The organism is Geotalea uraniireducens Rf4 (assembly GCF_000016745.1).
Lineage (GTDB): Bacteria > Desulfobacterota > Desulfuromonadia > Geobacterales > Geobacteraceae > Geotalea > Geotalea uraniireducens.
Map to the genome: position 1 here is coordinate 277,024 of NC_009483.1, position 22,596 is coordinate 299,619.

At 58.3% G+C, this 22,596-nt stretch carries 19 protein-coding genes; all 19 read left to right on the forward strand.

The window, feature by feature from the left end; all coding sequences use genetic code 11:
- The first annotated feature begins 50 nt into the window (after positions 1 to 50).
- The 19 genes from larC to lysA all read left to right on the forward strand — a co-directional run bounded on the left by larC (position 51) and on the right by lysA (position 22,535).
- A complete protein-coding gene (gene larC / locus GURA_RS01080; protein ID WP_011937160.1) occupies positions 51 to 1,223 on the forward strand; it encodes a nickel pincer cofactor biosynthesis protein LarC in 1,173 nt (390 codons plus the stop codon).
- Positions 1,220 to 1,669 carry a phosphatidylglycerophosphatase A family protein gene (locus tag GURA_RS01085; protein WP_011937161.1) on the forward strand — a complete coding sequence of 150 codons (450 nt, stop codon included), beginning with the start codon at positions 1,220 to 1,222 and terminating at the stop codon, positions 1,667 to 1,669. Before larC ends, GURA_RS01085 begins: the two co-directional genes overlap by 4 nt.
- The gene (locus tag GURA_RS01090; protein ID WP_011937162.1) at positions 1,666 to 2,928 is read left to right on the forward strand and encodes a competence/damage-inducible protein A; all 1,263 of its coding nucleotides are present in this window, start codon (positions 1,666 to 1,668) and stop codon (positions 2,926 to 2,928) included. The genes GURA_RS01085 and GURA_RS01090 overlap by 4 nt, the downstream gene beginning before the upstream one ends.
- A gap of 34 nt (positions 2,929 to 2,962) precedes the next feature.
- Complete coding sequence (locus GURA_RS01095) at positions 2,963 to 5,050, forward strand: sensor histidine kinase (RefSeq protein WP_011937163.1); 2,088 nt, start codon at positions 2,963 to 2,965, stop codon at positions 5,048 to 5,050.
- A gap of 180 nt (positions 5,051 to 5,230) precedes the next feature.
- Positions 5,231 to 6,232, forward strand: a complete 1,002-nt coding sequence (gene recA, locus GURA_RS01100) for a recombinase RecA (protein ID WP_011937164.1) — start codon at positions 5,231 to 5,233, stop codon at positions 6,230 to 6,232.
- Between the two features lie 4 nt (positions 6,233 to 6,236).
- On the forward strand, positions 6,237 to 7,388 hold the full coding sequence (locus GURA_RS01105) for a type IV pilus twitching motility protein PilT (protein ID WP_011937165.1): 1,152 nt from the start codon (positions 6,237 to 6,239) through the stop codon (positions 7,386 to 7,388).
- Positions 7,389 to 7,410: 22 nt separating this feature from the next.
- The gene (locus GURA_RS01110; RefSeq protein WP_232278963.1) at positions 7,411 to 7,848 is read left to right on the forward strand and encodes a regulatory protein RecX; all 438 of its coding nucleotides are present in this window, start codon (positions 7,411 to 7,413) and stop codon (positions 7,846 to 7,848) included.
- A gap of 174 nt (positions 7,849 to 8,022) precedes the next feature.
- Positions 8,023 to 10,653 carry an alanine--tRNA ligase gene (gene alaS, locus GURA_RS01115; protein WP_011937167.1) on the forward strand — a complete coding sequence of 877 codons (2,631 nt, stop codon included), beginning with the start codon at positions 8,023 to 8,025 and terminating at the stop codon, positions 10,651 to 10,653.
- 11 nt (positions 10,654 to 10,664) lie between these two features.
- The gene (locus tag GURA_RS01120) at positions 10,665 to 11,009 is read left to right on the forward strand and encodes a cupin domain-containing protein (protein WP_011937168.1); all 345 of its coding nucleotides are present in this window, start codon (positions 10,665 to 10,667) and stop codon (positions 11,007 to 11,009) included.
- 25 nt (positions 11,010 to 11,034) lie between these two features.
- On the forward strand, positions 11,035 to 12,174 hold the full coding sequence (locus GURA_RS01125) for an ATP-binding response regulator (protein ID WP_011937169.1): 1,140 nt from the start codon (positions 11,035 to 11,037) through the stop codon (positions 12,172 to 12,174).
- A 313-nt stretch (positions 12,175 to 12,487) separates the two neighbouring features.
- A complete protein-coding gene (gene argB / locus GURA_RS01130) occupies positions 12,488 to 13,366 on the forward strand; it encodes an acetylglutamate kinase (RefSeq protein ID WP_011937170.1) in 879 nt (292 codons plus the stop codon).
- A gap of 66 nt (positions 13,367 to 13,432) precedes the next feature.
- Positions 13,433 to 14,623 (forward strand): acetylornithine transaminase, encoded by a 1,191-nt coding sequence (locus GURA_RS01135; RefSeq protein ID WP_011937171.1) that lies wholly within the window; start codon positions 13,433 to 13,435, stop codon positions 14,621 to 14,623.
- Between the two features lie 54 nt (positions 14,624 to 14,677).
- The gene (gene argF, locus GURA_RS01140; RefSeq protein WP_011937172.1) at positions 14,678 to 15,595 is read left to right on the forward strand and encodes an ornithine carbamoyltransferase; all 918 of its coding nucleotides are present in this window, start codon (positions 14,678 to 14,680) and stop codon (positions 15,593 to 15,595) included.
- Positions 15,596 to 15,743: 148 nt separating this feature from the next.
- Positions 15,744 to 16,964, forward strand: coding sequence for an argininosuccinate synthase (locus tag GURA_RS01145; RefSeq protein WP_011937173.1), 1,221 nt, complete (start codon positions 15,744 to 15,746; stop codon positions 16,962 to 16,964).
- Between the two features lie 89 nt (positions 16,965 to 17,053).
- Positions 17,054 to 17,497: an NUDIX domain-containing protein gene (locus GURA_RS01150; RefSeq protein WP_041245207.1), complete on the forward strand. Its 444-nt coding sequence runs from the start codon at positions 17,054 to 17,056 to the stop codon at positions 17,495 to 17,497.
- A gap of 81 nt (positions 17,498 to 17,578) precedes the next feature.
- Entirely contained in the window at positions 17,579 to 18,748 is a 1,170-nt protein-coding gene (locus GURA_RS01155; RefSeq protein WP_041245647.1) for a hypothetical protein, read from the forward strand.
- Between the two features lie 85 nt (positions 18,749 to 18,833).
- Positions 18,834 to 20,210 (forward strand): argininosuccinate lyase, encoded by a 1,377-nt coding sequence (argH, locus tag GURA_RS01160; protein WP_011937176.1) that lies wholly within the window; start codon positions 18,834 to 18,836, stop codon positions 20,208 to 20,210.
- 100 nt (positions 20,211 to 20,310) lie between these two features.
- Positions 20,311 to 21,084: a fibronectin type III domain-containing protein gene (locus GURA_RS01165; protein WP_011937177.1), complete on the forward strand. Its 774-nt coding sequence runs from the start codon at positions 20,311 to 20,313 to the stop codon at positions 21,082 to 21,084.
- 197 nt (positions 21,085 to 21,281) lie between these two features.
- Positions 21,282 to 22,535 (forward strand): diaminopimelate decarboxylase, encoded by a 1,254-nt coding sequence (lysA, locus tag GURA_RS01170; RefSeq protein ID WP_011937178.1) that lies wholly within the window; start codon positions 21,282 to 21,284, stop codon positions 22,533 to 22,535.
- Positions 22,536 to 22,596 lie beyond the last annotated feature (61 nt).

Genomic DNA, 22,596 nt, shown 5'->3' on the forward strand with positions numbered 1-22,596 from the left:
GAACGGCGTTTTTCCTCGTTCCTTGTTCCTCGACCCTGCGGAGGATTCGCTTGCGAATCGTTTATTTCGACTGTTTTGCCGGCATTGCCGGTGACATGACGGTGGCAGCCCTCATTGAGCTGGGGGTCCCCATCGATTACCTGCGAGAGGAACTGGCCAAGCTGCCGTTGCCCCTCTCCGCATACAGCATAAGCGTCGAGCAGGTCCAGCGTAAGGGGATAGCTGCCACCAGGTTTCACGTCCGTGCGGAGGAACACCAGCCCCATCGCCATTATACCGACATCGCCGCCATGATCGAACAGAGCACCCTGTCCGACCGGGTGAAGGAGATGGCGCAGAGAGTCTTTTTCCGGCTGGCCGAGGCCGAAGCCAGGGTCCATGGGGTGGAGATCGGCCATGTCCATTTCCATGAGGTGGGGGGGGTCGACTCGATCGTCGATATCGTCGGCGCTGCCATTTGCCTCGACTACCTGGGTATCGGCGAACTGCATGTCTCTCCCCTGCCGCTCGGAAGCGGCTTTGTGGAGACGGCCCACGGCAGGCTGCCGGTGCCGGCCCCGGCAACTGCCGAGCTTTTGCGGGGGATCCCGGTGCATGGCGATGTCGGGCCGGGAGAGCGGGTAACCCCGACCGGTGCCGCAATTGTCGCCGCCCTGGCTGACAGCTTCGGCCGTGCCCCTGCCATGCGGGTCGTAGCCGTTGGGTGCGGCGCCGGCAGCAAGGACTTTGACGACATGCCGAACGTGGTGCGTCTCGTCATGGGGGAAAAAACGGCTATACTCCTGAAGGATGAAATTTATGTGATCGAAACCCACATAGACGATATGAACCCTGAAATCCTCGGCTTTCTCATGGAGCGGCTCCTGGCTTGCGGAGCCCTGGATGTGGCCTTTTCTCCCCTGCAGATGAAGAAGAACCGTCCCGGCAGCAAGCTGACCATCCTCTCTTCCTTCGACAAACTGGACGAACTGGCCAGGCTGGTTCTGACCGAATCAACCGCCATCGGGGTGCGCTATTATCCCGTGGCGCGGATGATCCTCTCCCGCGCCATGGAAGAGCGGGACACCTCGCTGGGGCGGGTGAAGGTCAAGGTCGTCAGCGATGAGGCCCAACTGCTGCGCATAGTCCCCGAATTCGAGGAGTGCCGCCGCCTTGCGCGAGAAAAGGGTCTGCCGCTCATGGAAGTTTACCGGATTATCGAACGGGAGACAGCCGGGCAATGAGGCGTTTCGTGATTATTTCCGCCACCTGGTGGGGGACGGGCTTCAGTCCCGTGGCCTCCGGCACGGTCGGCACCCTGGCGGCAATTCCTCTTTACTTCCTACTGGCGGGGCTGTCCCTGCCGCTCTACAGCCTTACGCTGCTGGCCTTCTTCTTTTTTGCCTGCTGGGCCGCGGGACAGGCCGAATTGATTTTCAACGAGAAGGATTCGGGAAAGATCGTCATCGACGAAGTGGTCGGCTACCTGGTGACCATGATCGCGGTCCCCTTCAGCTTCACCGCGGTTATTCTCGGCTTTTTTCTCTTCCGCTTCTTCGACATCACAAAGATTCCGCCGGCCCGCTTTTTTGACCGGCAGGTCAAAAACGGCTACGGCGTGGTGCTGGACGACGTGGTGGCAGGAGCCTACGCCTGCCTGTCACTCCATCTGATTCTGAGGTTTCTGTGAAAATTGCGACACTTTCCATCGGCGATGAACTGATCTTCGGTGAAGTGGTGGATACCAACGCCGCTCATATTTCAGAACGCCTTTACAGCGTCGGCTTCAAGGTGCAACGGCAGCTGACGGTCGGTGATAACGAGCAGGACATCGTGGAAGCCATCGAGATGCTTGCCGTAAAATGCGATGTGGTGGTTGTCACCGGCGGACTCGGCCCTACTGTCGACGATATAACCGCCAGGTCTGCGGCGAAAATCACCGGCCACGAGCTTGTCCTGAACGAGGAGGCGCTGGCCCGTCTCCAGCGTTTTTCCGAGAAGCTGGGGGGCAACCTCCATCCGTCAAACGAGAAACAGGCGCTCATGCCTGCCAATGCAACCCTGATTCCCAACCCTGTCGGCACGGCCTGCGGCTTCTACCTTACCCACAACGGCCGGTTCCTTTTCTTCCTGCCCGGGGTTCCCGGTGAGATGGCATGCATGCTCGACGAAACCGTCATACCCTTTATCGTCTCGCGGGTAAAGCGGCGAACGTTCCTGCAGACAAAGGTATTCAAGGTCTTTGGTCCTTCGGAAGCAGAAGTCGATGCACTCATGGACGGGGTGGCAGACGAAGCTGCCGGGGTGTCCGTTGCATTCTGCGTAAATTTCCCGGAAATCCAGGTAAAGCTCCGTGTCGAGGGACACGAAGAGGCGGTTGTCGCTGAACTCCTCACCAGGGCCGGCGATAAGGCGAGGCAGAGGCTTAACGGCTATGTTTTCGCCGAGGATGGAGAAACCATCGATACGGTCGTGGCTTCGCTCTTCAGGGAAACGGGGTTCACCCTCTCCCTGGCCGAATCATGCACCGGAGGGCTGGTGGCAAAGCGCATCACCGATATTCCCGGCAGTTCCGCCTACTTCCTTGAGGGGATCGTCACCTACAGCAATACGGCCAAGACCCAGCTGCTCGATGTTCCCCAACGGCTTCTCGACGAAAAGGGGGCGGTGAGTTCGGAAGTGGCCGTGGCCATGGCACTTGGAGCACGCAAGCTGTCCGGCAGCGACATTGCCCTGGCTGTCACCGGGATCGCCGGGCCCGATGGCGGGACGGCGGAAAAGCCGGTCGGCACTGTTTACATGGCCCTGGCCGGCTCTAATGGCTGCCAGGCAAAAAGATACACCTTTCATGGCGACAGGGAGGAAATCCGGCTGATTACCTCCTTCATGGCCATGGATTGGCTGAGAAAGCGGCTTTTGTCCCTGCGGAGCGCTGAAGTGACGGATTAGATTCGGGCTGCTGCATGCACTACGGGTGGATACCATGACGTCTGCCGGAAAAAATATTGTCGTCAAGATTCTCATCTTCTCCATCGGGCTGATGCTTTTCTGGCTTTTGGCCGAAGCGCTGCTCCCCGTCAACGTGGTTCTCCCCCGCGCATTCCGTTTTACCCTGGTGTTTATGCTGATGATTGCCCTGATCATTGTCAGGATTGCCGGCGGTACGGCAAGATTACGGAACAAAGCCGCTCATTCACTTGAAATCAGGGAGATGCAGCGGGCGGTTGACAAGACCATCCGCCGCTATATGGATCTGTTGGAAGGTGCAGGAAATGCCATCTATGTTTTCAATGCCGATGACGGTATCCTGGAGGAAGTGAACAGAAGGGGGACCGAGCTTCTGGGGTTCAGCAAGGAAGAGATGGTTGCCATGCGCGGTAAGGACCTCATCCCGGATGAGGAGCAGGAAAAGTTCACCTCCCTGGTCTTCCGGGTTAAGCGTCGTGGCAGTGGGCATTCGGATGGCGTAACCTTCAGAAGGAAGGATGGTTCCCTTTTCCTCGGTGAAATAGATGCCCGGCTTATCGACCTGGGGGATGAAACGGTGGTCCACGCCACTGTCCGGGACATAACCTTCAAAAGCCGTTCCCAGCGGGAGATCCGCCAGCGCAACCATGAGCTCTCGATCCTCAACAACATTCTTGCCAGCACGAATAAAAGTCCGCAGTTGCAGACCGTTCTTGAAGTTACCCTCAAGGAAACCCTCGAAGTCTTTTCTGCCGATGGCGGAACCATCCATCTCCTGGATGACGACGGGAAAACCCTGCTCCTGACAACGGCACAGAACGTTTCCGCCCAACTCAAGGCGGAACTTGAGCAGCGGAAACTGGAGTGCGAGTCGCAGTGTCAGATATCCTCCGTACAGCGCTGCCTTGTGATCAGTAATCTTGAGCAGGCTCCCTGTCATGTTGCCCGGGCCTCGGCCAGAGAAGGTTGGCAGTGCATAACCGCCGTGCCGCTCATCGCTAAAAACCGGTTAATCGGCATCATGCATATCCTGACACGGCAGGAGCACCGTTATACTGTTGAAGAGATGCGGTTCCTCAACACCATGGGGAATCAGATCGGGATTGTCATCGATCAGGCGCGGCTCTTTGCCGAGCTTAGCTGGAAAAACGAGGAGCTGTTGCGCTCCCACCGGCTTCTGGAGAAAAGCAGCAACAGCCTTGCCGTTTCCCAGAGCAGGCTGAAGAAGAACCTGGCGCTTGTGGAACGGGCAAACCTTGAACTGGAGCGGCTTGACAGGATGAAGAGTCACTTTATCGGTATGATTTCCCATGAGTTCAAGACCCCTCTGACCAGCATTCTAGGCGGTACGGAATTTCTCCTCAATAATTACGACAACATTGTCGACCCCGAACAGCGCCGCATGCTGGAAATGATCCATAACGGCGGCGCTCGTCTCAATGAAATAGTCAGTGATCTCTTAAAGGTCATAAAGCTGGAGGCCGGTTCATCTCCTGTCAAGAAGGTGACCTTGCAGCTGTGCGAGATCATCGAGTCTTTGCAGGAGCACTTCAAACCGCTCCTCATTGAACGGAAACAGACCATAGTTTTCGAAACCCCGAGCGAATTACCCTACTTTAACGGCGACAGGGAATACCTCGAGGAGGTCTTTACCGAACTCCTGATAAACGCCATGAAATTCACGCCGGATGGCGGGGAAATAGTCGTGGTGGGGCGGGTTGCAGACCGCCAGTCGCTGGAACTCAAGACAGAGGCGCTTTGCCGTTTCAACCCAAAATTCTATGAGCAGATCATGGACATCTGCTACCTTGAAGTGGAGGTACGGGACAGCGGTATAGGCATTGATGCCGGCGAGCAGTTGAAGATATTCGACAAATTCTACGAAATCGGCGATATCTGTCATCATTCCAGCGGCAAGCATAAGTTCCAGGGGAAAGGGACAGGGTTGGGGCTGGCTATCGTCAAGGGGATGGTCGAGGCCCACGGAGGCATGGTGTGGGTGGAATCGACGGGCGCTTCCGGGAGTTCATTTTTACTCCTGTTGCCACTCGAAGAGTATGCGGGGCAGCCGACGCTTCCGTTCATGCAGCAGGAACCGATATAGTCGACATTTCATTGAAATAGCGGGATTGGGTGGTGCGAACGGTGCAAATTACGGATGGTTTCACAGGGGTATCGCCCGCCAAAGATAAACTTGAAATAGCACTCATAAATGTGCTATTTGTGGGTACGCTCCCCCTGGTCACATCCTGGGGTGGAGCGAACATTTACTGGAGGCTCATGAATGCAGGAAAGAGAAAAGGCGATTGACCTGGCTTTGAGCCAGATTGAAAAGCAGTTTGGAAAAGGCTCAATAATGCGGCTCGGCAATGACGAACCGTTGCCGGATGTCGCAGCCATCCCTACCGGTTCACTTTCTCTCGACATGGCTCTCGGCGTCGGCGGTGTTCCCAGGGGCAGGATTATCGAGATTTACGGCCCGGAATCATCGGGAAAAACGACCCTGGCGCTCCATATTGTTGCCGAAGCGCAGAAATTGGACGGCATTGCCGCATTCATTGACGCTGAGCATGCCCTGGATATCGGCTACGCCCGCAAGCTCGGCGTAAGGACCGACGACCTGCTGGTTTCCCAGCCGGATACGGGCGAACAGGCCCTGGAAATAGCGGAAACGCTGGTGCGAAGCGGCGCCATCGACGTGCTGGTCATAGATTCAGTGGCTGCGCTCGTTCCCAAGGCCGAAATCGAAGGCGACATGGGAGATTCGCACATGGGGCTCCAGGCGCGGCTCATGTCACAGGCCCTGCGCAAGCTTACCGGCATTATCAGCAAGTCCAACTGCTGCGTCATTTTCATCAACCAGATCAGGATGAAGATCGGCGTCATGTTCGGCAACCCGGAAACCACCACCGGCGGCAACGCCTTGAAGTTCTATGCTTCGGTGCGCATGGACATCCGGAAGATCGCGAGCCTCAAACAGGGAAATGACGTGATCGGTTCCCGCACCAAGGTGAAGGTGGTGAAAAACAAGGTGGCGCCTCCCTTCAAGGAAGTGGAATTCGATATCCTTTACGGTGAGGGAATTTCCCGCGAAGGGGATATTCTCGATCTGGCCGTTGAAAAAGGGGTGGTCGACAAGAGCGGCGCCTGGTTCTCTTACGGCAAGGAACGGATCGGCCAGGGGCGTGAAAATTCGCGCATCTATCTGAAACAGAACCCGGAAATCTGCGCGGAGATAAGGGAGAAGCTGACCCAGGCGCCGGTCCCGGCTGGAGGCGTTGCTTAAACCGATGGAATTGAACGAGATGCTTACCATAGCGGTAAAGGCGCGCGGGTCGGATATTCATATCAAGACCGGCATGCCGCCCGTTGTCCGCATTGACGGCAAGCTGCGAGCAATTCCCAATGCCGAACGGCTCTCTGCCGACAATGTCATGGCCATGGCTCTCGGCATCATGAACGAGCGGCAACAGAAGCAGTTCGACGAGAATTATGAAGTCGATCTGGCTTACGGCGTGCCGGGGTTGGGGCGTTTCCGCGTCAGTATCTTTGCCCAGAGGGGCACCATTGCCATGGTGTTCCGTGCCATTCCGTTCGGCATTCCGTCCCTGGAATCGCTCAACCTGCCGCCGATTCTGAAGAAACTGAGCCTGGAAGAGCGCGGCCTGATCCTCGTGACCGGCACCACCGGCAGCGGCAAGTCCACCACCCTGGCTGCGATGGTCGACTATATCAACGACCACCGCACCTGCAACATCATCACCATCGAAGATCCGGTGGAGTACCTGCACAGGGACAGGAAGAGCATCATCAGCCAGCGTGAGGTGGGATTCGACACCGCATCTTTCGGCAGGGCACTGACCAGTTCCTTGCGCCAGGACCCGGACGTCATCCTGGTGGGGGAAATGCGGGATTTCGAGACCATCGAAACAGCGCTGACCGCTGCAGAAACGGGCCATCTGGTCATGTCGACCCTGCACACCATCGATGCCGCCGAGACAATAAACCGCATCATCTCCGTGTTTCCCCCCTATCACCAGCGTCAGGTCAGGATGCAGCTTTCCGGCATCCTGAAAGGGGTCATTTCCCAGCGGCTCGTTCCCAGGGCGGACGGCAAGGGGAGGGTGCCTGCCGTCGAAATCATGATAAACACGGCGCGCATCCGCGACTGCATCGATGACAAGGAAAAGACCAAGCAGATTCCAGAGGCCATTGCCCAGGGTTTCACCACTTACGGGATGCAGAGCTTCGACCAGTCGCTCATGCAGCTCTACACGAACAAGCTCATCACCTACGAAGAGGCGTTACGCCAGTCATCCAACCCTGACGATTTCGCACTCAAGGTTTCCGGCATTTCTTCAACCTCCGATGCCAGCTGGGATCAGTTTGCCCTGGACGAGGGTGGCGAAGAAGGGGAGAAGCTGGAAACAGAAAAATACTGACGTGGAAGAAAGTGGCAAAGCCTTGGCCAGTGCCCTCCGAACGCTCACCCGCCGGGACCACAGCGAGGTGGAACTCCGGCGCAAATTGCAGGACAAAGGTTTCGCCGGGGGAGAGGTTGACGCGGCAATCGGCAAGCTGAAGGCGTTGGGTTATCTGGACGACAGGCGCTTTGCCGGGCAGTGGGCGGAATCCGCCATCCGCAATGGACGTGGTTTTGGCCCGCGCATCCGCCTGGAACTTCGTCGGCGGGGGGTTTCGGACAGCGTTATCGCAGATGTGTTTGCCCGGCTGGCGGAGGACTACGGGGAGGAGGAAACCCTGGCGGCACTCCTGGCGAGGAAATTCGCCGGCTTCAAACCGAACAGCGCCGATGATCGGGAAAAGCGACGCGTCATCGGCTATCTGCAGCGGCGGGGATTTTCCATCGCTGCTATACTGAATGTTTTTAGAGAGCAGTAAGGTTGCCGAGGCAACCTTTTTTGACATAATTATACCAATTCCAAATCAAGGCGCTATCTTCGTTGGCTCGTCTTCGGCTCCTCAACGTACGCAGTTGTACGCCTTCGTCGCCTCAATCCTCGCCGCCTTGATTTCATCCTTGATTTGAAATTGGAATTACTTCCAGAGGTTTACATGACAGGCAAAGAAATCAGGGCGCAATTTTTCAAATTTTTCGAGGAAAGAGGGCATACGGTTGTTGAAAGTTCCAATCTCATCCCCAGGAATGACCCCACCCTCCTCTTTACCAATGCGGGGATGAACCAGTTCAAGGATGTCTTCCTCGGCCTGGAAAAACGCGATTACGTGCGTGCCTGCAGTTCGCAGAAATGCGTGCGGGCCGGCGGCAAGCACAACGACTTGGAGAATGTGGGGCGCACAGCCCGCCACCATACATTTTTCGAAATGCTCGGCAACTTTTCCTTCGGCGATTACTTCAAGAAGGAAGCGATTGCCTTTGCCTGGGAGTTTCTGACCAAGGAGCTGAAGCTGGACAAGGACCGCCTCTACGTGACTGTCTATACGGACGATGATGAGGCGGCCGATATCTGGAACAGGCAGGAAGGGGTGCCGCTGGAGCGGATCTACCGTTTCGGCGAGAAAGACAATTTCTGGTCCATGGGGGATACCGGCCCCTGCGGCCCCTGCACGGAAATTTTCTGGGACAACGGCCCGGGCACCGGCTGCGGCAGTCCGACCTGCGAGGTGGGGTGCGACTGCGACCGCTACATGGAGATCTGGAACAACGTCTTCATGCAGTTCAATCGGGATGCGCAGGGCAATCTGACGCCGCTCCCCAAGCCCTCGGTCGATACCGGCATGGGGCTGGAGCGGATCTCGACGGTCATGCAGGGGGTGACCTCCAATTACGATACCGACCTTTTGCAGGGGATCATCAAGCACGTGGAAAAGCTTTCCGGCAAGCGTTACCGTCAGGACGAACGGGACGATGTCTCCATGAGGGTAATCGCCGATCACTCCAGGGCTATCACCTTCCTCATCTGCGACGGCATCCTTCCCAGTAACGAGGGGCGGGGCTACGTGCTGCGCCGGATCATGCGCCGGGCTGCACGCCATGCCAAGATGCTCGGCTTTGCCGAGCCGGCCCTCTACCGGATCGTCGATGCCGTCAATACCATGATGGGGGATGCCTATCCTGAACTCCTTGAGCGGGAGGAGTACATAAAGAAGGTCATCCATGCGGAGGAAGAACGGTTCATCGAGACGCTGGACAGGGGGCTTGCCATCCTTAACGAAGAGGTGGCTGCGCTGAAGAAAGAGGGCAAGAGCGTCGTTCCGGGCGAGGTGATTTTCAAGCTTTACGACACCTACGGTTTTCCGGTGGACCTCACCGCCGACATCGTCGAAAACGAGGGATTCACCATTGACGAGGACGGCTTCGCCCTCTGCATGGAAAGGCAGCGCCTCCAGGCGCGGGAGAACTGGAAGGGCTCCGGTGAGGAGGGGCTGGCAGAGATTTACAAAACCCTCCATGGCAGGGGGATCAGAAGCGCGTTCGTCGGCTACAGTGAACAGACCGCTTATTCCGCCATTACCGCCATTCTCCGCGAAGGCGCAGAGGTAGCGGAGGCAGTTGCGGGCGAAATGGTGGAGGTCGTCGTCGATACCACCCCCTTTTACGGCGCGTCGGGCGGCCAGGCGGGCGACACGGGGGTCATCTCCACCGGCAGTGCCCATCTCCGGGTGGTAGCCACCAGCAAGCCGTTCCCCGATCTGACCGTCCACCGGGCGCTCGTCACCGAAGGGACGGTCAAGGCTGGCGATGCGGCCGATCTCCGGGTGGCCACGGAGGTCCGGGGGGCCACGGCCCGCAACCACACCGCCACCCATCTGTTGCAGTCCGCACTCCGTCAGGTGCTGGGTGAGCATGTGAAGCAGGCGGGGTCGCTGGTGACGGCCGAGCGGCTCCGTTTCGACTTCACCCATTTCTCCGCCATGACGGTCGAGGAGCTGCGCCGGGTGGAAAACATCGTCAACACCTATGTCATGGACAATGCCGATGTGAAATCGCTGGAGATGGCCGCGACAGAAGCCATGCAGAGCGGCGCGACGGCGCTGTTCGGCGAGAAGTACGGCGACCGGGTAAGGGTGGTCAAGGTCGGCGAGGTGAGCAGCGAGCTGTGCGGCGGGACCCATGTGCGGGCCGCCGGGGACATCGGTTTCTTCAAGATCGTCGGCGAGGCGGGGATCGCCGCCGGGGTGCGGCGCATAGAGGCGCTGACCGGCAGCGGGGCCTTGGAATACGTGCAGCAGCTGGAGGATGAGCAGCGGAGCATCGCCGTCCTGGTAAAGGCCGAAGGCGGGACCGCCCTTGACAAGGTCGACCGGTTGTTGGCGCGGCAGAAAGAGTTGCAGCGTGAAGTGGAGGCGCTCCAGGCACGATTGAACGCCTCGCGCTCCGCAGACCTCCTGGCGGGGGCCAGGGAGACGAACGGAATAAAGGTCCTTGCCGCCAAGGTCGAGATGGATGATCCGAAGGGTTTGCGTGAGCTGGCCGACAGCCTGAAGGACCGCCTGCAATCCGGGGTGATCGTCATAGGTTGCGTCTCTGCCGGCAAGGCCAACCTGCTGGTGGCGGTGACGAAAGACCTCAGCGACCGCTTAAGAGCGGGGGATATCATCAAGTCGCTGGCGCCCATAATCGGCGGCAGCGGCGGCGGCAAGCCGGAACTGGCCCAGGCCGGCGGAACCAAGCCGGAAAATCTGGACGAAGCGCTGGAAGCGGCGTATAAAATCATCGGCTGACAGGAGAGAATATGCAGGGGAAAAACGTTGATTCAGGGACTGTGGCGGAATCGCTCCATCCGAAGCACAACCGCTATTATCTGAAAGACCTGGTGGTAAAGGCGGACAGCGGTCTGTTGAGCGTCCACCGGGGAAGGATAGAAGCGGGCGGAGAGATTTTCGTCCATACCCACGAGATAGAGTCGGAGACCTTTTATATCCTTTCCGGCCAGGTCGAATGCACCATGGGAGAAGAGAAGGTCGCCTACACTGCGGGTAGTTGCGGCTTTGCCCCGCCGGGGGTTCTCCATGGCCTCCGAAATACCGGGGATGTGCCGGTTGAGCTCATTGCCATCTTTACCCCGCCGTTGAAATAACCGTTCTCCGGCGTTGAGAGGCGATATGCTTGAAGTCGTTCAGACCCAGACGATAGACCCGCGTCAGAAGCAGGAGGGTAAGTGCATCCTCATCGTCGATGACGAGGCGATCATCCGCGACCTCTGCCGTAAAGCCCTGAAAGGCTACCGGGTGCTGGAGGCGGGGGACGGCGAAGAGGCGCTCCAGGTCTTCGAGCAGGGGGGGATCGATGTCATCCTCACCGACGTGATGATGCCCAACCTGGACGGCATCGAGCTGCTCAAGCGGTTGAAGGAGATCGAGCCGACTCTGGTGGTCATCGTCATGACCGGCTATGCGGACAAAGACGTGATTCTGAACGCCCTGAAGGCCGATGCCGACGATTTCATCACCAAGCCGCTCAACCTCCTTCAGTTGAAGACCGCCATCGACAAGGCGCTGGTTAAAAAGGCCCTCAAGGAAGAGATCGCCAACCTGAAAAATCTCGACCGCCTCAAGTCCAACTTCCTTTCGCTGGTTTCCCATAAGTTCCGTACGCCCATTACCTCTATTTCGCTTTTTCTGCAGAACCTCGCCTCCGGCGTCTATGACCCGGAGGACAGCGCCTACCAGAAAAACCTGCGGATGATCTATGACGAATCCTGTTATCTCGGGGGACTGGTGACGGACCTCCTCACTTTCAGCCAGGTGATGGACAAGGGAGAGGGCTTGAAGCTTGAGCCGTGCAACCTGAACAGCATCATCCTTGAACTGCTCCATGCATCCAAGGAGGTGGCGGGCAAGCCCGGCGTGGAAACCGCATTCGACCTGGAACCGCTTCCCAGCCTGTTTCTTGACCGGGAGAAGGTGAGTTTTGCCATCAAACAGGTTATCGACAATGCCTACAAGTTCTCGCGCAGCACGGGGCGGGTGGCCATATTCATCAAGAACCAGGACAACATCTGCAAAATCATCGTTGAAGACAATGGGGTCGGCATAGCCAAAGAGGATCTGCCGAAGATCTTCGAAAAATTCTACCAGGTGGACAGCGACCACGCCGGCCAGATCCGCGGTTTCGGTCTCGGTCTCTTTTATGCCCGTGAATTTATCCGGCTTCACAATGGGAACATTGCCGTTGAAAGCGAGCTGGGGAAAGGGACACGGGTAACCATCACATTCCCTGCTGCAGAAGGCTGTCCCATCTGAAACCGGCGACAATGAACGTTGCTCCCCACTCCATCCCCGATCTTGCCTACAACGGGCTTGTTGCGCCCCATTCAAAAGCATGAGTTTTTGTTTTATCAGCGTCAATCCATCAAATCTGCGTAAATCTGCGTTGAATTGTTTTTTCGGTGAACGATCATTTTTTGCTCTCATCATTATATATGGACGTATCGTACAAAAAAGGGCCGGAAAAGGGAGGCAAACCCCTTTGATGTTGATTATTTCGGCTTATCTGCTATATTTACGTTTTTTGATGCCGTGATTCACGGCATGCAAACCACATTCAGAGGCAACGATGCACAAGCTCATTGAAAAAGCCAATACGCTGATGGAGGCGCTTCCCTATATCAGGCGTTTTTCCGGCAAGACCATAGTCATCAAATACGGCGGCCACGCCATGGCCGACGAGGCGCTGAAGAAATCGTTCGCCATGGATGTCATCCTGCTCAAGTATATCGGCATCAATCCGGTCATCGTCCACGGCGGCGGGCCGCAGATCAACGAAACCCTCAAGCGTTACGGCATCGTCTCCGAGTTCGTCAAGGGGATGCGGGTCACCGACGCCGCTACCATGGGGGTTGTGGAGATGGTGCTGACCGGGCAGGTGAACAAAGAGGTGGTCGGCTACATCAACCAGCATGGCGGGCGGGCCGTGGGGTTGTCCGGCAAGGACGGCGGGCTGCTCCTCTGCAGGAAGCTCCTTCAGGAAGTGAAAAAGGACGACGGCACCATCGAAAAGGTCGATATCGGTTTTGTCGGCGACATCACGGACGTTGATTCCACCATCCTCGTGACCCTGGAGGCTGGGGGGTTCATCCCGGTCATCGCCCCGGTCGGTGTCGGTGCAGGTGGGGAGAGCTACAACATCAACGCCGACCTGGTGGCCGGCAAGGTTGCCGCGGCCCTCAAGGCGGAAAAGTTGATCCTTTTGACCGATGTCCCCGGCGTCAAGGACCAGGAGGGACACCTTCTTTCCAGTATCGCCCTGGCGGACGTCCCTGCGCTGATCGATAACGGCACCATCACCGGCGGCATGATCCCCAAGGTCACCTGTTGCACGGACGCCCTGACGGGAGGGGTGCACAAGGCCCACATCGTCGATGGCCGAGTTGAGCACGCGATTCTCCTGGAAATATTTACCAATGTGGGGATCGGAACGGAGATACTGGGCTAGAACCAGTTCGAAGTTCTATGTTCTAAGTTCAACGTTGAACATTTTGTATCAACGAAGAGGTACACTATGAATTCTGCGCAATGGATTGCAAAAGGCGACAAATACATCATGCGGACCTACGGCCGTTACCCGCTGGTGCCGGTTAAAGGCGAAGGGTGCTACCTGTGGGACGCGGACGGCAAGCGGTATCTCGACTTCCTCGCCGGGGTTGCGGTCAACAACCTGGGGCACTGCCACCCACGGGTGGTGGCTGCCCTGCAGAAGCAGGCGGCGGAGCTGATCCACTGCTCCAATTACTACCATATCCCGACCCAGATCGAACTGGCGGAGATCCTCTGCAACCACTCCTTCGCCGACCGGGCCTTCTTCTGCAACAGCGGCGCCGAGGCCAACGAGGCGGCCATCAAGCTGGCCCGCAAGTACAGCCGGGAAAAGTACGGCCAGGACCGTTACGAGATCATCACCGCCCTCGCCTCGTTTCATGGCCGGACCATGGCCACCGTTTCGGCCACCGGCCAGGAGAAGGTGCAGAAATTCTTCGATCCGCTCCTCCACGGTTTCCTTCACGTGCCGTTCAACGACGCCGATGCCCTGGAGAAAGCGGTCACCCCCAACACCTGTGCCATCATGCTGGAGCCGATCCAGGGGGAGGGTGGGGTGGTCGTTCCCGACGCCGAATACTTCCGCCAGGTGCGGCGCATCTGCGACGAGAACAACCTGCTCCTCATTTTCGACGAAGTCCAGGTGGGGATCGGCCGGACCGGCAAGCTCTTTGCCCACGAGCATTTCGGCGTCACCCCGGACATCATGACCCTGGCCAAGGCCTTGGCCGGCGGTGCCCCCATCGGCACCATGCTGGCGCGGGAAGATCTGGCTGCTTCTTTCGGCCCCGGAACCCACGGCTCCACCTTCGGCGGCAACCCGCTGGTGACGGCAGCCGGCGTGGCCGTGATGCGGACCATCCTCGAAGAGGGGATACTCAACCATACCGAAGAAATGGGTGAATACCTCATGGGCGAGCTGGAGGGGCTGAAGAAAAAGTTCCCCATCATCACCGATGTGCGCGGCATAGGACTGATGATCGGCATGGAGCTCTCCGTCCCGGCCGGCGACATCGTCAAAAAGGGGCTGGAGCGGGGCGTGCTCTTGAACGTGGCCCAGGACCGGGTGCTCCGCTTTGTCCCGCCGCTCATCGTAGGGAAGAAGGAAGTGGACGAGATGATCGCTGTCCTCGATGGGATTCTGGCGGAGATGTAATCATTATCTTGCAGGGGCGCATGCCATGCGCCCCTACAGCAGAAGGAATAAACAATGAAACGAGATTTTCTGGCACTGAGCCAGTTTACGAAAACGGAGCTGGACGCCATCTTTGCCCTGACCCGGGAGTTGCAGCAGAAGCAGAAGCAAGGGATCGAACACCACCTGCTCAAGGGGAAGACCCTGGCGATGATCTTCGAGAAGTCCTCCACCAGGACCCGCGTCTCCTTCGAGGTGGGGATGTACCAGCTTGGCGGCCATCCCCTGTTCATCTCCACCAAGGATTCCCAGATGGGGCGCGGCGAGCCGATCAAGGATACGGCCCGGGTCATGGCCCGCTACTGCGATGGGGTGATGATCCGCACCTACGGCCAGGAAATCGTCGAGGAGTTCGCCCGTTACTCTGCCGTGCCGGTCATCAACGGCCTCACCGACCTGCATCACCCCTGCCAGATCATGGCAGACCTGTTCACGGTCATCGAGCACAGAGGCTCCTACGAGGGGCTGAAAATCGCCTGGGTGGGGGACGGCAACAACATGGCCAACACCTGGATCGAGGCCGCCGCCATCTTCGGTTTCGATCTGACCCTGGCCTGCCCCAAAGGGTACGAGCCGGACGCGCGCGTGATGGCGTGGGCGCAGGCAAAAGCAACGTCCAGGATTGTCCTGACAGACGACCCGCATGAGGCTGTCAAGGATGCGGATGTCATCAATACCGACGTCTGGGCCAGCATGGGGCAGGAGGCGGAACAGAAAGCGCGGGAAAAGGCCTTTGCCGGCTACCAGCTGAACGAGGCGCTCCTCGATCCGGCCCGCGGGAACTGCATGGTCCTGCACTGCCTCCCCGCCCACCGGGGCGAGGAGATCACCGACGACGTCATCGAGGGGCCACATTCGGCGGTCTGGGACGAGGCGGAGAACAGGCTGCATGTGCAGAAAGCGATCATGGCGACCTTGATGGGTGCACGCTGAAAAGCACCCATCTGCGGCGTTGCCTTCGTCGCTCCGCTGCTCACATACCGATGTATGCTCCGCTGCTCGCTCCTCGGCGCCTTGCATCTGGGCACTTTTGAGCGTGCACGGCCGATAGTGTAATTACAAATGTAAAAAGGAGAGCGTAATGGCAAAAAAAGAAGTGAAAAAGATCGTCCTCGCCTATTCCGGCGGGCTGGATACCTCCATCATCCTCAAGTGGCTGAAGAACGAGTACGGCTGCGAAGTCATCACCTTTTCCGCCGACCTGGGCCAAGGGGACGAATTGACGCCGATCCGCGACAAGGCTTTTGCCACCGGCGCCGACAAGGTTTACATAGACGATCTAAGGGAAGAATTCGTCCGCGACTTCGTTTTCCCCATGTTCCGCGCCAATGCCATCTATGAGGGACATTATCTCCTCGGCACCTCCATTGCCCGGCCGCTGATCGCCAAACGGCAGATGGAGATCGCAAAGATCGAGGGGGCCGACGCGGTTTCCCACGGCGCCACCGGCAAGGGAAACGACCAGGTCCGCTTCGAGCTGGGCTACTACCACTTCAACCCGGCCATCACGGTCATCGCCCCCTGGCGGGACTGGAAGCTCAACAGCCGCCAGGCCCTCATCAACTATGCGAAGAAGAACGACATACCCATCCCGGTCACCAAGAAGCGCCCCTGGTCTTCCGACCGCAACCTGCTCCACATCTCCTTCGAAGGGGCAATCCTGGAGGATACCTGGGCTGAAGCGCCCGAGAACATGTACGTGCTGACCAAGTCTCCGGAAAAGGCTCCAAACAAGCCCCAGTACGTGGAGATCGAGTTCAGGAACGGCAATGCGGTGGCCGTGGACGGGGAGGCGATGTCGCCGGCCCAGCTCCTCGCCCATCTCAACTTCATCGGCGGCGAGCACGGCATCGGCCGGGTGGACCTGCTGGAGAACCGTTCGGTGGGGATGAAGTCCCGCGGCGTTTATGAAACGCCCGGCGGCACCATCCTCCGCGAGGCGCACATGGCGGTGGAACAGATCACCATGGACCGCGAGGTCATGCACCTGCGCGACTCCCTCATCCCCCGCTATGCGGAGATGGTCTACAACGGCTACTGGTTCTCCCCGGAGCGGGAGATGCTCCAGACCATGATCGACGAATCGCAGAAGACCGTCAATGGCGTGGCCCGGGTCAAGCTTTACAAGGGGCATTGCCGTACGGTCGGCCGCAAGTCCGAGACCGACTCGCTTTTCAACCTGGATTTCGCCACCTTCGAGAAGGACCAGGTCTACAACCAGAAGGACGCCGAAGGGTTCATCAAGCTCAATTCGCTCAGGCTGCGCATTCGTTCGCTCATGCAGGCAGCAAAAAAGAAATAACGGCGGCGGGCCGATGCGTCCATCTGCCCTCCCGTAACAGAGGAATATCTATTGTAGGGGCACGGTACGCCGTGCCCCTACGGTCTTCTATGCCACAGATAAAATTCAAAAAAGAACATATCGTCACCTCGGTAGTCGCTGTTATCATCGACGACGACGAACGGGTCCTCTTGACCAAGCGCAATATCCCCCCCTTCCTGGACCTGTGGGTGATGCCCGGCGGCAAGATAAACCTGGGGGAGCCGATCATGAAGGCTCTGCACCGTGAAGTCATGGAAGAGGTGGGGCTGGAGGTGGAGGTGGAGGGGCTGATCGATGTCTTCGAGCACCTCACGCCGGGTGACGACAATAACCATTTCGTTATCCTCTACTACCGTTGTCGCCCCCTCTACTGCGAAGTGGCGCATAATCCGTTAGAGGTGGCCGAGGCCAGATGGGTGCCGCGGCCGGAACTGGTGCAGTACAGAATGCCGGAAGGGACACGCTTTATCCTGGGGAAGATCTTCCCGGAACTCTGCAGCTGCGAAGTTTAGAAATCTGCCGGACACGAAGAAACGGTTTCCGGTGATTTTTCCCCGGGTCTCAAAGACTCTATGGCAATAACAAAGGTCTTCATGGTCCAGATCATCGACAAAAAGGTCAACCTGGAGTTTCCCCAGGGGCATCATCTCCACTGCCTGATCGCCCAGATCCCCAACCATCTGCGGCGGATCGAGCAGGGGTTTGCCATTACCGACCCTGATGAAAAATGGGCGCAGGTGAAGGCTCTTCTCGATCTTGTCTGCGCCGGGGAAGGCAACATGAAGAAGCTCCACTTCCTCATGTTGCCGGAGAGCGCCATTCCCTTTGCCCGCTTTGATGAATTGCTGGCGATTATCGAAAACAGCTTCCGCCCCAACACGGTTACCATGTTCGGCGTTGAGCATGTGCGGCTGAAGACCTACCGGGAACTTCTGGCGCGGTTCAGCGCCGATAACGCCGAAGCCATTGAGCTGGTGGACAAGGATATCGACTCGGGCGACATCCTGAACATGCCGGTCAACTGGTGCTGCATCGCCATCAAGGAGGCCACCGGCGCGTTGAGGGTGTTTCTCGAAGCAAAGTCGCACCCGTTCCATGGTGAAGAATTTCTCGACAAATACCACGACCTTTACCGGGGCCGCCATTTTTACCTGTTCAGGAGTCGTCCTTCCTGCTTTAACTTCATGACCCTGATCTGCCTCGACTACATTTACCGTGATCTCTATTCCTCCAACATCAAGCAGATCATCGACCATGCCGACCAGCTCTTCTTCAGCACCAGGCAAGGCCTCGACGCACTGTTTGTCATCCAGTGCAATCCCAAGCCGGAACATCACTCCTACCATGATGTTGTCAGCGGTTTTTACGGAGAATACCTGGAGGATACGCCAGGGGTGCGGGAAACCATCACGGTCTTTGCCAACAGTTCGGAAGAGACGAGCCTGGAGGAGCTTCACGAGCAGGCCGCCTACGGCAATTCGTTCGTGGTGATAAACAAGCACCACAAGCTCGGCAAGGTGAAGCAGCCGGAGTTCTCCACCGATGATTTCAACGGCGCGCCGGTTTGCAGGCTCCGCTTCGGCACGGCCACCCGGCTCTATTACTTCAACCTGCCGCTGCACCACGAGCTCGATCCCCGTACCAGCAGGGTGCCGCTCAAGGTGCACTTCATCATGCGCTGGAATGAAGAAGGCGGATGGGAACGGCTTTCCGGTGAAGATGTGGCAACAGGTTTCGAGCTCAGCCGGGATGCGTTGACGTAGGGGCGGGGTTTCCCCGTCCCGGGTGAAAATGCATGATGGATTGGGCGGGAAGACCCCGCCCCTACATTACTGACAGGAGATATACATGTCCAAGGACAAACTGTGGGGTGGCCGTTTCACCCAGCCAACCGATAAATTCGTCGAGGAGTTCACCGCTTCCATCGATTTCGACAAGCGCCTGTATCACCAGGATATCCGCGGCTCCATCGCCCATGCCCGGATGCTCGGCAAACAGAAGATCATCCCGATGGCGGACGTGGAGAAGATAGTGCAGGGACTCCAGGAGATCCTCGCCCAGATCGAGGCGGGAACCTTCGATTTTTCCATTTCCCTTGAAGACATCCACATGAACATCGAGTCGCGCCTCTCGGCCAAGATCGGCGAGGCGGGAAAACGGCTCCATACCGGCCGATCGAGGAACGACCAGGTGGCCCTGGACATCCGCCTCTATCTGCGGGACGAGCTGGTGGAGATCAGCGCCTACCTGGAACTCCTCATCGATTCCCTGATCTTCCAGGCGGAAAAGAACATAGATGTGATCATGCCGGGCTACACCCATCTCCAGACCGCCCAGCCGATCCTCTTCGCCCACCACATGCTCGCCTACGTGGAGATGTTCAAGCGGGACATCGGCAGGATCGAGGATTGTCTGAAGCGGGCCAACGTCCTTCCGCTCGGCGCCGGCGCCCTGGCCGGAACCACCTTCCCCATCGACCGGGAGCATGTGGCCGAGCTGCTCGATTTTCCCGCGGTGACCCGCAACTCCCTCGATTCCGTATCGGACCGGGATTTCGCTCTTGAGTTCCTGGCCGATGCGTCGATCCTCATGATGCACCTTTCCCGCTTCTCCGAGGAGCTGATCCTCTGGTCGACGAGCGAGTTCAAGTTCATCGAGCTCTCCGACGGCTTCTGTACCGGCTCCTCCATCATGCCACAGAAGAAGAACCCCGATGTCCCGGAACTGGTGCGGGGGAAGACCGGCCGGGTCTACGGCAACCTGATGGCGCTCCTGACGGTGATGAAGTCGCTCCCGCTCGCCTACAACAAGGACATGCAGGAGGACAAGGAGCCGCTCTTCGACACCATCGACACGGTCAAGGGCTCACTCAAGATCTTCGCCGACATGATCCGCGAGATGCGGGTCAATGTGGCGACCATGCGCCAGGCAGCGGCCAAGGGGTTCTCCACTGCCACCGACGTGGCCGACTACCTGGTACGCAAGGGGATGCCGTTTCGCGACGCCCACGAGGTGGTGGGGAAATCGGTGGCCTACTGCATCGCAGAGAAGAAAGACCTGCCGGAACTCTCCATCGAGGAGTGGCGGTCCTTTTCCGACAAGATCGATGAGGATATCTACGACGCCATCACCCTGGAGGCGAGCGTCAACGCCCGCCGGGCCACCGGCGGCACGGCGCTGGAAAGGGTGAAGGCGGAGATCGAAAGGGCCAAGGTCGGGAGATAGGGATAAAGGAGCGAGGAACGTGGATAAAGGAATGATGAGCGCATTCTTGTTTTTTCCCCGGACCTCGATCCTCGCACCTCGAGCCTTGTGGGAATGGACAATGGGACAACTTGCCAGAACAATGCTGATAATCCTCCTCCCGCTGATACTGGCGCCCCTTGCCGGTTGCGGCAAGAAGGGGCCGCTGATCCCTCCCGAGGCGCTCGCCCCGGCAGCCGTCAGCGACCTGAAGCTGGCGCAGAAGGGGGAGTTTTTTCAGCTTTTCTGGTCGCGGCCGGCAAAGGAAGAGGGGGGCGGGCCGCTCCGCGCCCTGGCCGGCTTCCGGATATTCAAGCGGGAGGTGCTCCCCCCTGCCGAGGACTGCGAGGCGTGCCCTGACGCCTACCGCCTGCTGAAGGCGGTCGATCTGGACTATCTCCAGGAGGTGCGCCGCTCCGGCGACCTGTTCTTCTACAACGACAACGACGTGCGCCTGGGAAAGACCTATCAGTACAAGGCAGTCGCCGTGAAAAAAGACGGAACGCCGAGCCGGGAGTCCAACCGGGCGCGGCGCACAAAAGTCGAACCGCCGTTGCCGCCGGTGCTGCAGGCTGCTTCCACTCCGACCGGCATTAATCTGGAGTTTGTCGCCATACCATTCCCGGAGGGTGGCGCTATCCAGGGGTACAACATCTACCGCTGGCGTGCCGGCGAGGCGGTCCCCATCAACCCGCTCAACGACAGGCCGGTGACCGGCAATACCTTCGAAGACCTGCGCCTGGCAAGGGGAACGGTCTACACCTATGCGGTGCGGACGGTGGCAAGCGTGGCCGGCGAAAGCGTCGAAAGCGTACCGTCCAACGAGGTGAGCGGCGCGCTGACCACCCCCGATTAATCTCCTGCAAATTTCCGATCCTGTCGCTGCAATGCCTTAATATTTTGACTTTTTTCCTCCCGTATGTTAAAAATACCCACTTTTGTTTACAATACCGTTAAAGCCACAAAGGCTCTTGAATGGCGATTGCCCTGCCTCACCCATGACACCGTTATCAGACGGCTTTTGACGAATTTTTAATATTGCGGAGGAAAACCATGCATCACTTTCAGTACAAGGGAAAAGAACTCTATGCCGAAGACGTGGCGATCAAGGATATCGTTGCCAAGGTCGGCAGCCCGGTCTACATCTATTCACAGGCGACCCTGGAGCGCCATTTTAAGGCCATGGACGAGGCATTTGCCGCCGTTCCCCATACCATCTGCTATTCGGTCAAGGCAAACTCCAATCTGGCCGTTGTGAAAAACTTCATCAACCTGGGTGGCGGCGTGGATATCGTCTCCGGCGGCGAACTGTACCGGGCGCTGAAAGCGGGGGTCGATCCGCAGAAGGTCGTTTATTCGGGGGTCGGCAAAAAGGACGACGAGATCGAATACGCCCTCAACACCGGCATCCTCATGTTCAACGTGGAGTCTGAGCAGGAGCTGACCCGCATATCCGAGATCGCCAGCCGCATGGGGAAAAAGGCGGGCATCGCCATCCGCGTCAATCCGGACGTAGATCCGCAGACCCATCCCTACATCACCACGGGGCTCAAGAACGCCAAGTTCGGCATCACCATCGAGCGGGCCATAGAGGAGTATCGCCGGGCCAAGGACCTGCCGGGGATCGAGATCCTCGGCATCGACTGCCATATCGGCAGCCAGCTGACCAAGGTCACTCCCTTCGTCGATGCCATCAAGAAGCTGAAAAACGTCATCAACACCCTGAAGGGGATGGGCATCAGCCTCAAGTACTTCGATCTCGGCGGCGGTCTCGGCATCCAGTACAACGATGAAGCTCCGCCGCTCCCCGCCGACTACGGCACGGAGATCCTCGCCGAGACGAAAGACCTGGGCCTCCACCTGCTGTTCGAGCCGGGGCGGAACCTGGTCGGCAACGCCGGCATCCTGGTAGCAACTTGCCTCTACACCAAGCAGCGGGACGAGAAGAACTTCATCATGATCGATGCCGGCATGAACGATCTGGCGCGGCCGGCCCTCTACGGCTCCTACCACGGGGTGAAGCCGGTGGTCAATGACCAGGACGGCGTGATCGTCGCCGATATCGTCGGCCCGATCTGCGAGTCTGGCGACTTCCTCGCCAAGGACCGCGAAGTCCCCATGTTCAAGCAGGGGGACATGATGGCCTTCATGTCTGCCGGTGCGTATGGTTTTGCCATGTCGAGCTCTTACAACAGCCGTCCCCGCGTAGCCGAGGTGATGGTGAAGGGGGACAGGTTCGAGGTGGTCCGCGAGCGGGAGACGGTGGAAGACCTGATCAAAGGGGAAAAAGTCCCGGCATTTCTGTAACGATTTTTCGTAGCAGCGCATGGCATGCGCCCTCTGGGCGAACGCCGTTCGTCCTACAAGG

What these genes read in the sequence shown, in the direction of transcription:
- GURA_RS01105 (WP_011937165.1), top strand. Translation starts at nt 6,237, where the DNA reads ATGGAATTGAACGAGATGCTTACCATAGCGGTAAAGGCGCGCGGGTCG.
- GURA_RS01150 (WP_041245207.1), top strand. Translation starts at nt 17,054, where the DNA reads ATGCCACAGATAAAATTCAAAAAAGAACATATCGTCACCTCGGTAGTC.
- GURA_RS01085 (WP_011937161.1), top strand. Translation starts at nt 1,220, where the DNA reads ATGAGGCGTTTCGTGATTATTTCCGCCACCTGGTGGGGGACGGGCTTC.
- GURA_RS01120 (WP_011937168.1), top strand. Translation starts at nt 10,665, where the DNA reads ATGCAGGGGAAAAACGTTGATTCAGGGACTGTGGCGGAATCGCTCCAT.
- argH (WP_011937176.1), top strand. Translation starts at nt 18,834, where the DNA reads ATGTCCAAGGACAAACTGTGGGGTGGCCGTTTCACCCAGCCAACCGAT.
- lysA (WP_011937178.1), top strand. Translation starts at nt 21,282, where the DNA reads ATGCATCACTTTCAGTACAAGGGAAAAGAACTCTATGCCGAAGACGTG.
- GURA_RS01135 (WP_011937171.1), top strand. Translation starts at nt 13,433, where the DNA reads ATGAATTCTGCGCAATGGATTGCAAAAGGCGACAAATACATCATGCGG.
- argF (WP_011937172.1), top strand. Translation starts at nt 14,678, where the DNA reads ATGAAACGAGATTTTCTGGCACTGAGCCAGTTTACGAAAACGGAGCTG.
- recA (WP_011937164.1), top strand. Translation starts at nt 5,231, where the DNA reads ATGCAGGAAAGAGAAAAGGCGATTGACCTGGCTTTGAGCCAGATTGAA.
- GURA_RS01155 (WP_041245647.1), top strand. Translation starts at nt 17,579, where the DNA reads ATGGTCCAGATCATCGACAAAAAGGTCAACCTGGAGTTTCCCCAGGGG.
- GURA_RS01125 (WP_011937169.1), top strand. Translation starts at nt 11,035, where the DNA reads ATGCTTGAAGTCGTTCAGACCCAGACGATAGACCCGCGTCAGAAGCAG.
- argB (WP_011937170.1), top strand. Translation starts at nt 12,488, where the DNA reads ATGCACAAGCTCATTGAAAAAGCCAATACGCTGATGGAGGCGCTTCCC.
- GURA_RS01095 (WP_011937163.1), top strand. Translation starts at nt 2,963, where the DNA reads ATGACGTCTGCCGGAAAAAATATTGTCGTCAAGATTCTCATCTTCTCC.
- GURA_RS01145 (WP_011937173.1), top strand. Translation starts at nt 15,744, where the DNA reads ATGGCAAAAAAAGAAGTGAAAAAGATCGTCCTCGCCTATTCCGGCGGG.
- GURA_RS01165 (WP_011937177.1), top strand. Translation starts at nt 20,311, where the DNA reads ATGGGACAACTTGCCAGAACAATGCTGATAATCCTCCTCCCGCTGATA.
- alaS (WP_011937167.1), top strand. Translation starts at nt 8,023, where the DNA reads ATGACAGGCAAAGAAATCAGGGCGCAATTTTTCAAATTTTTCGAGGAA.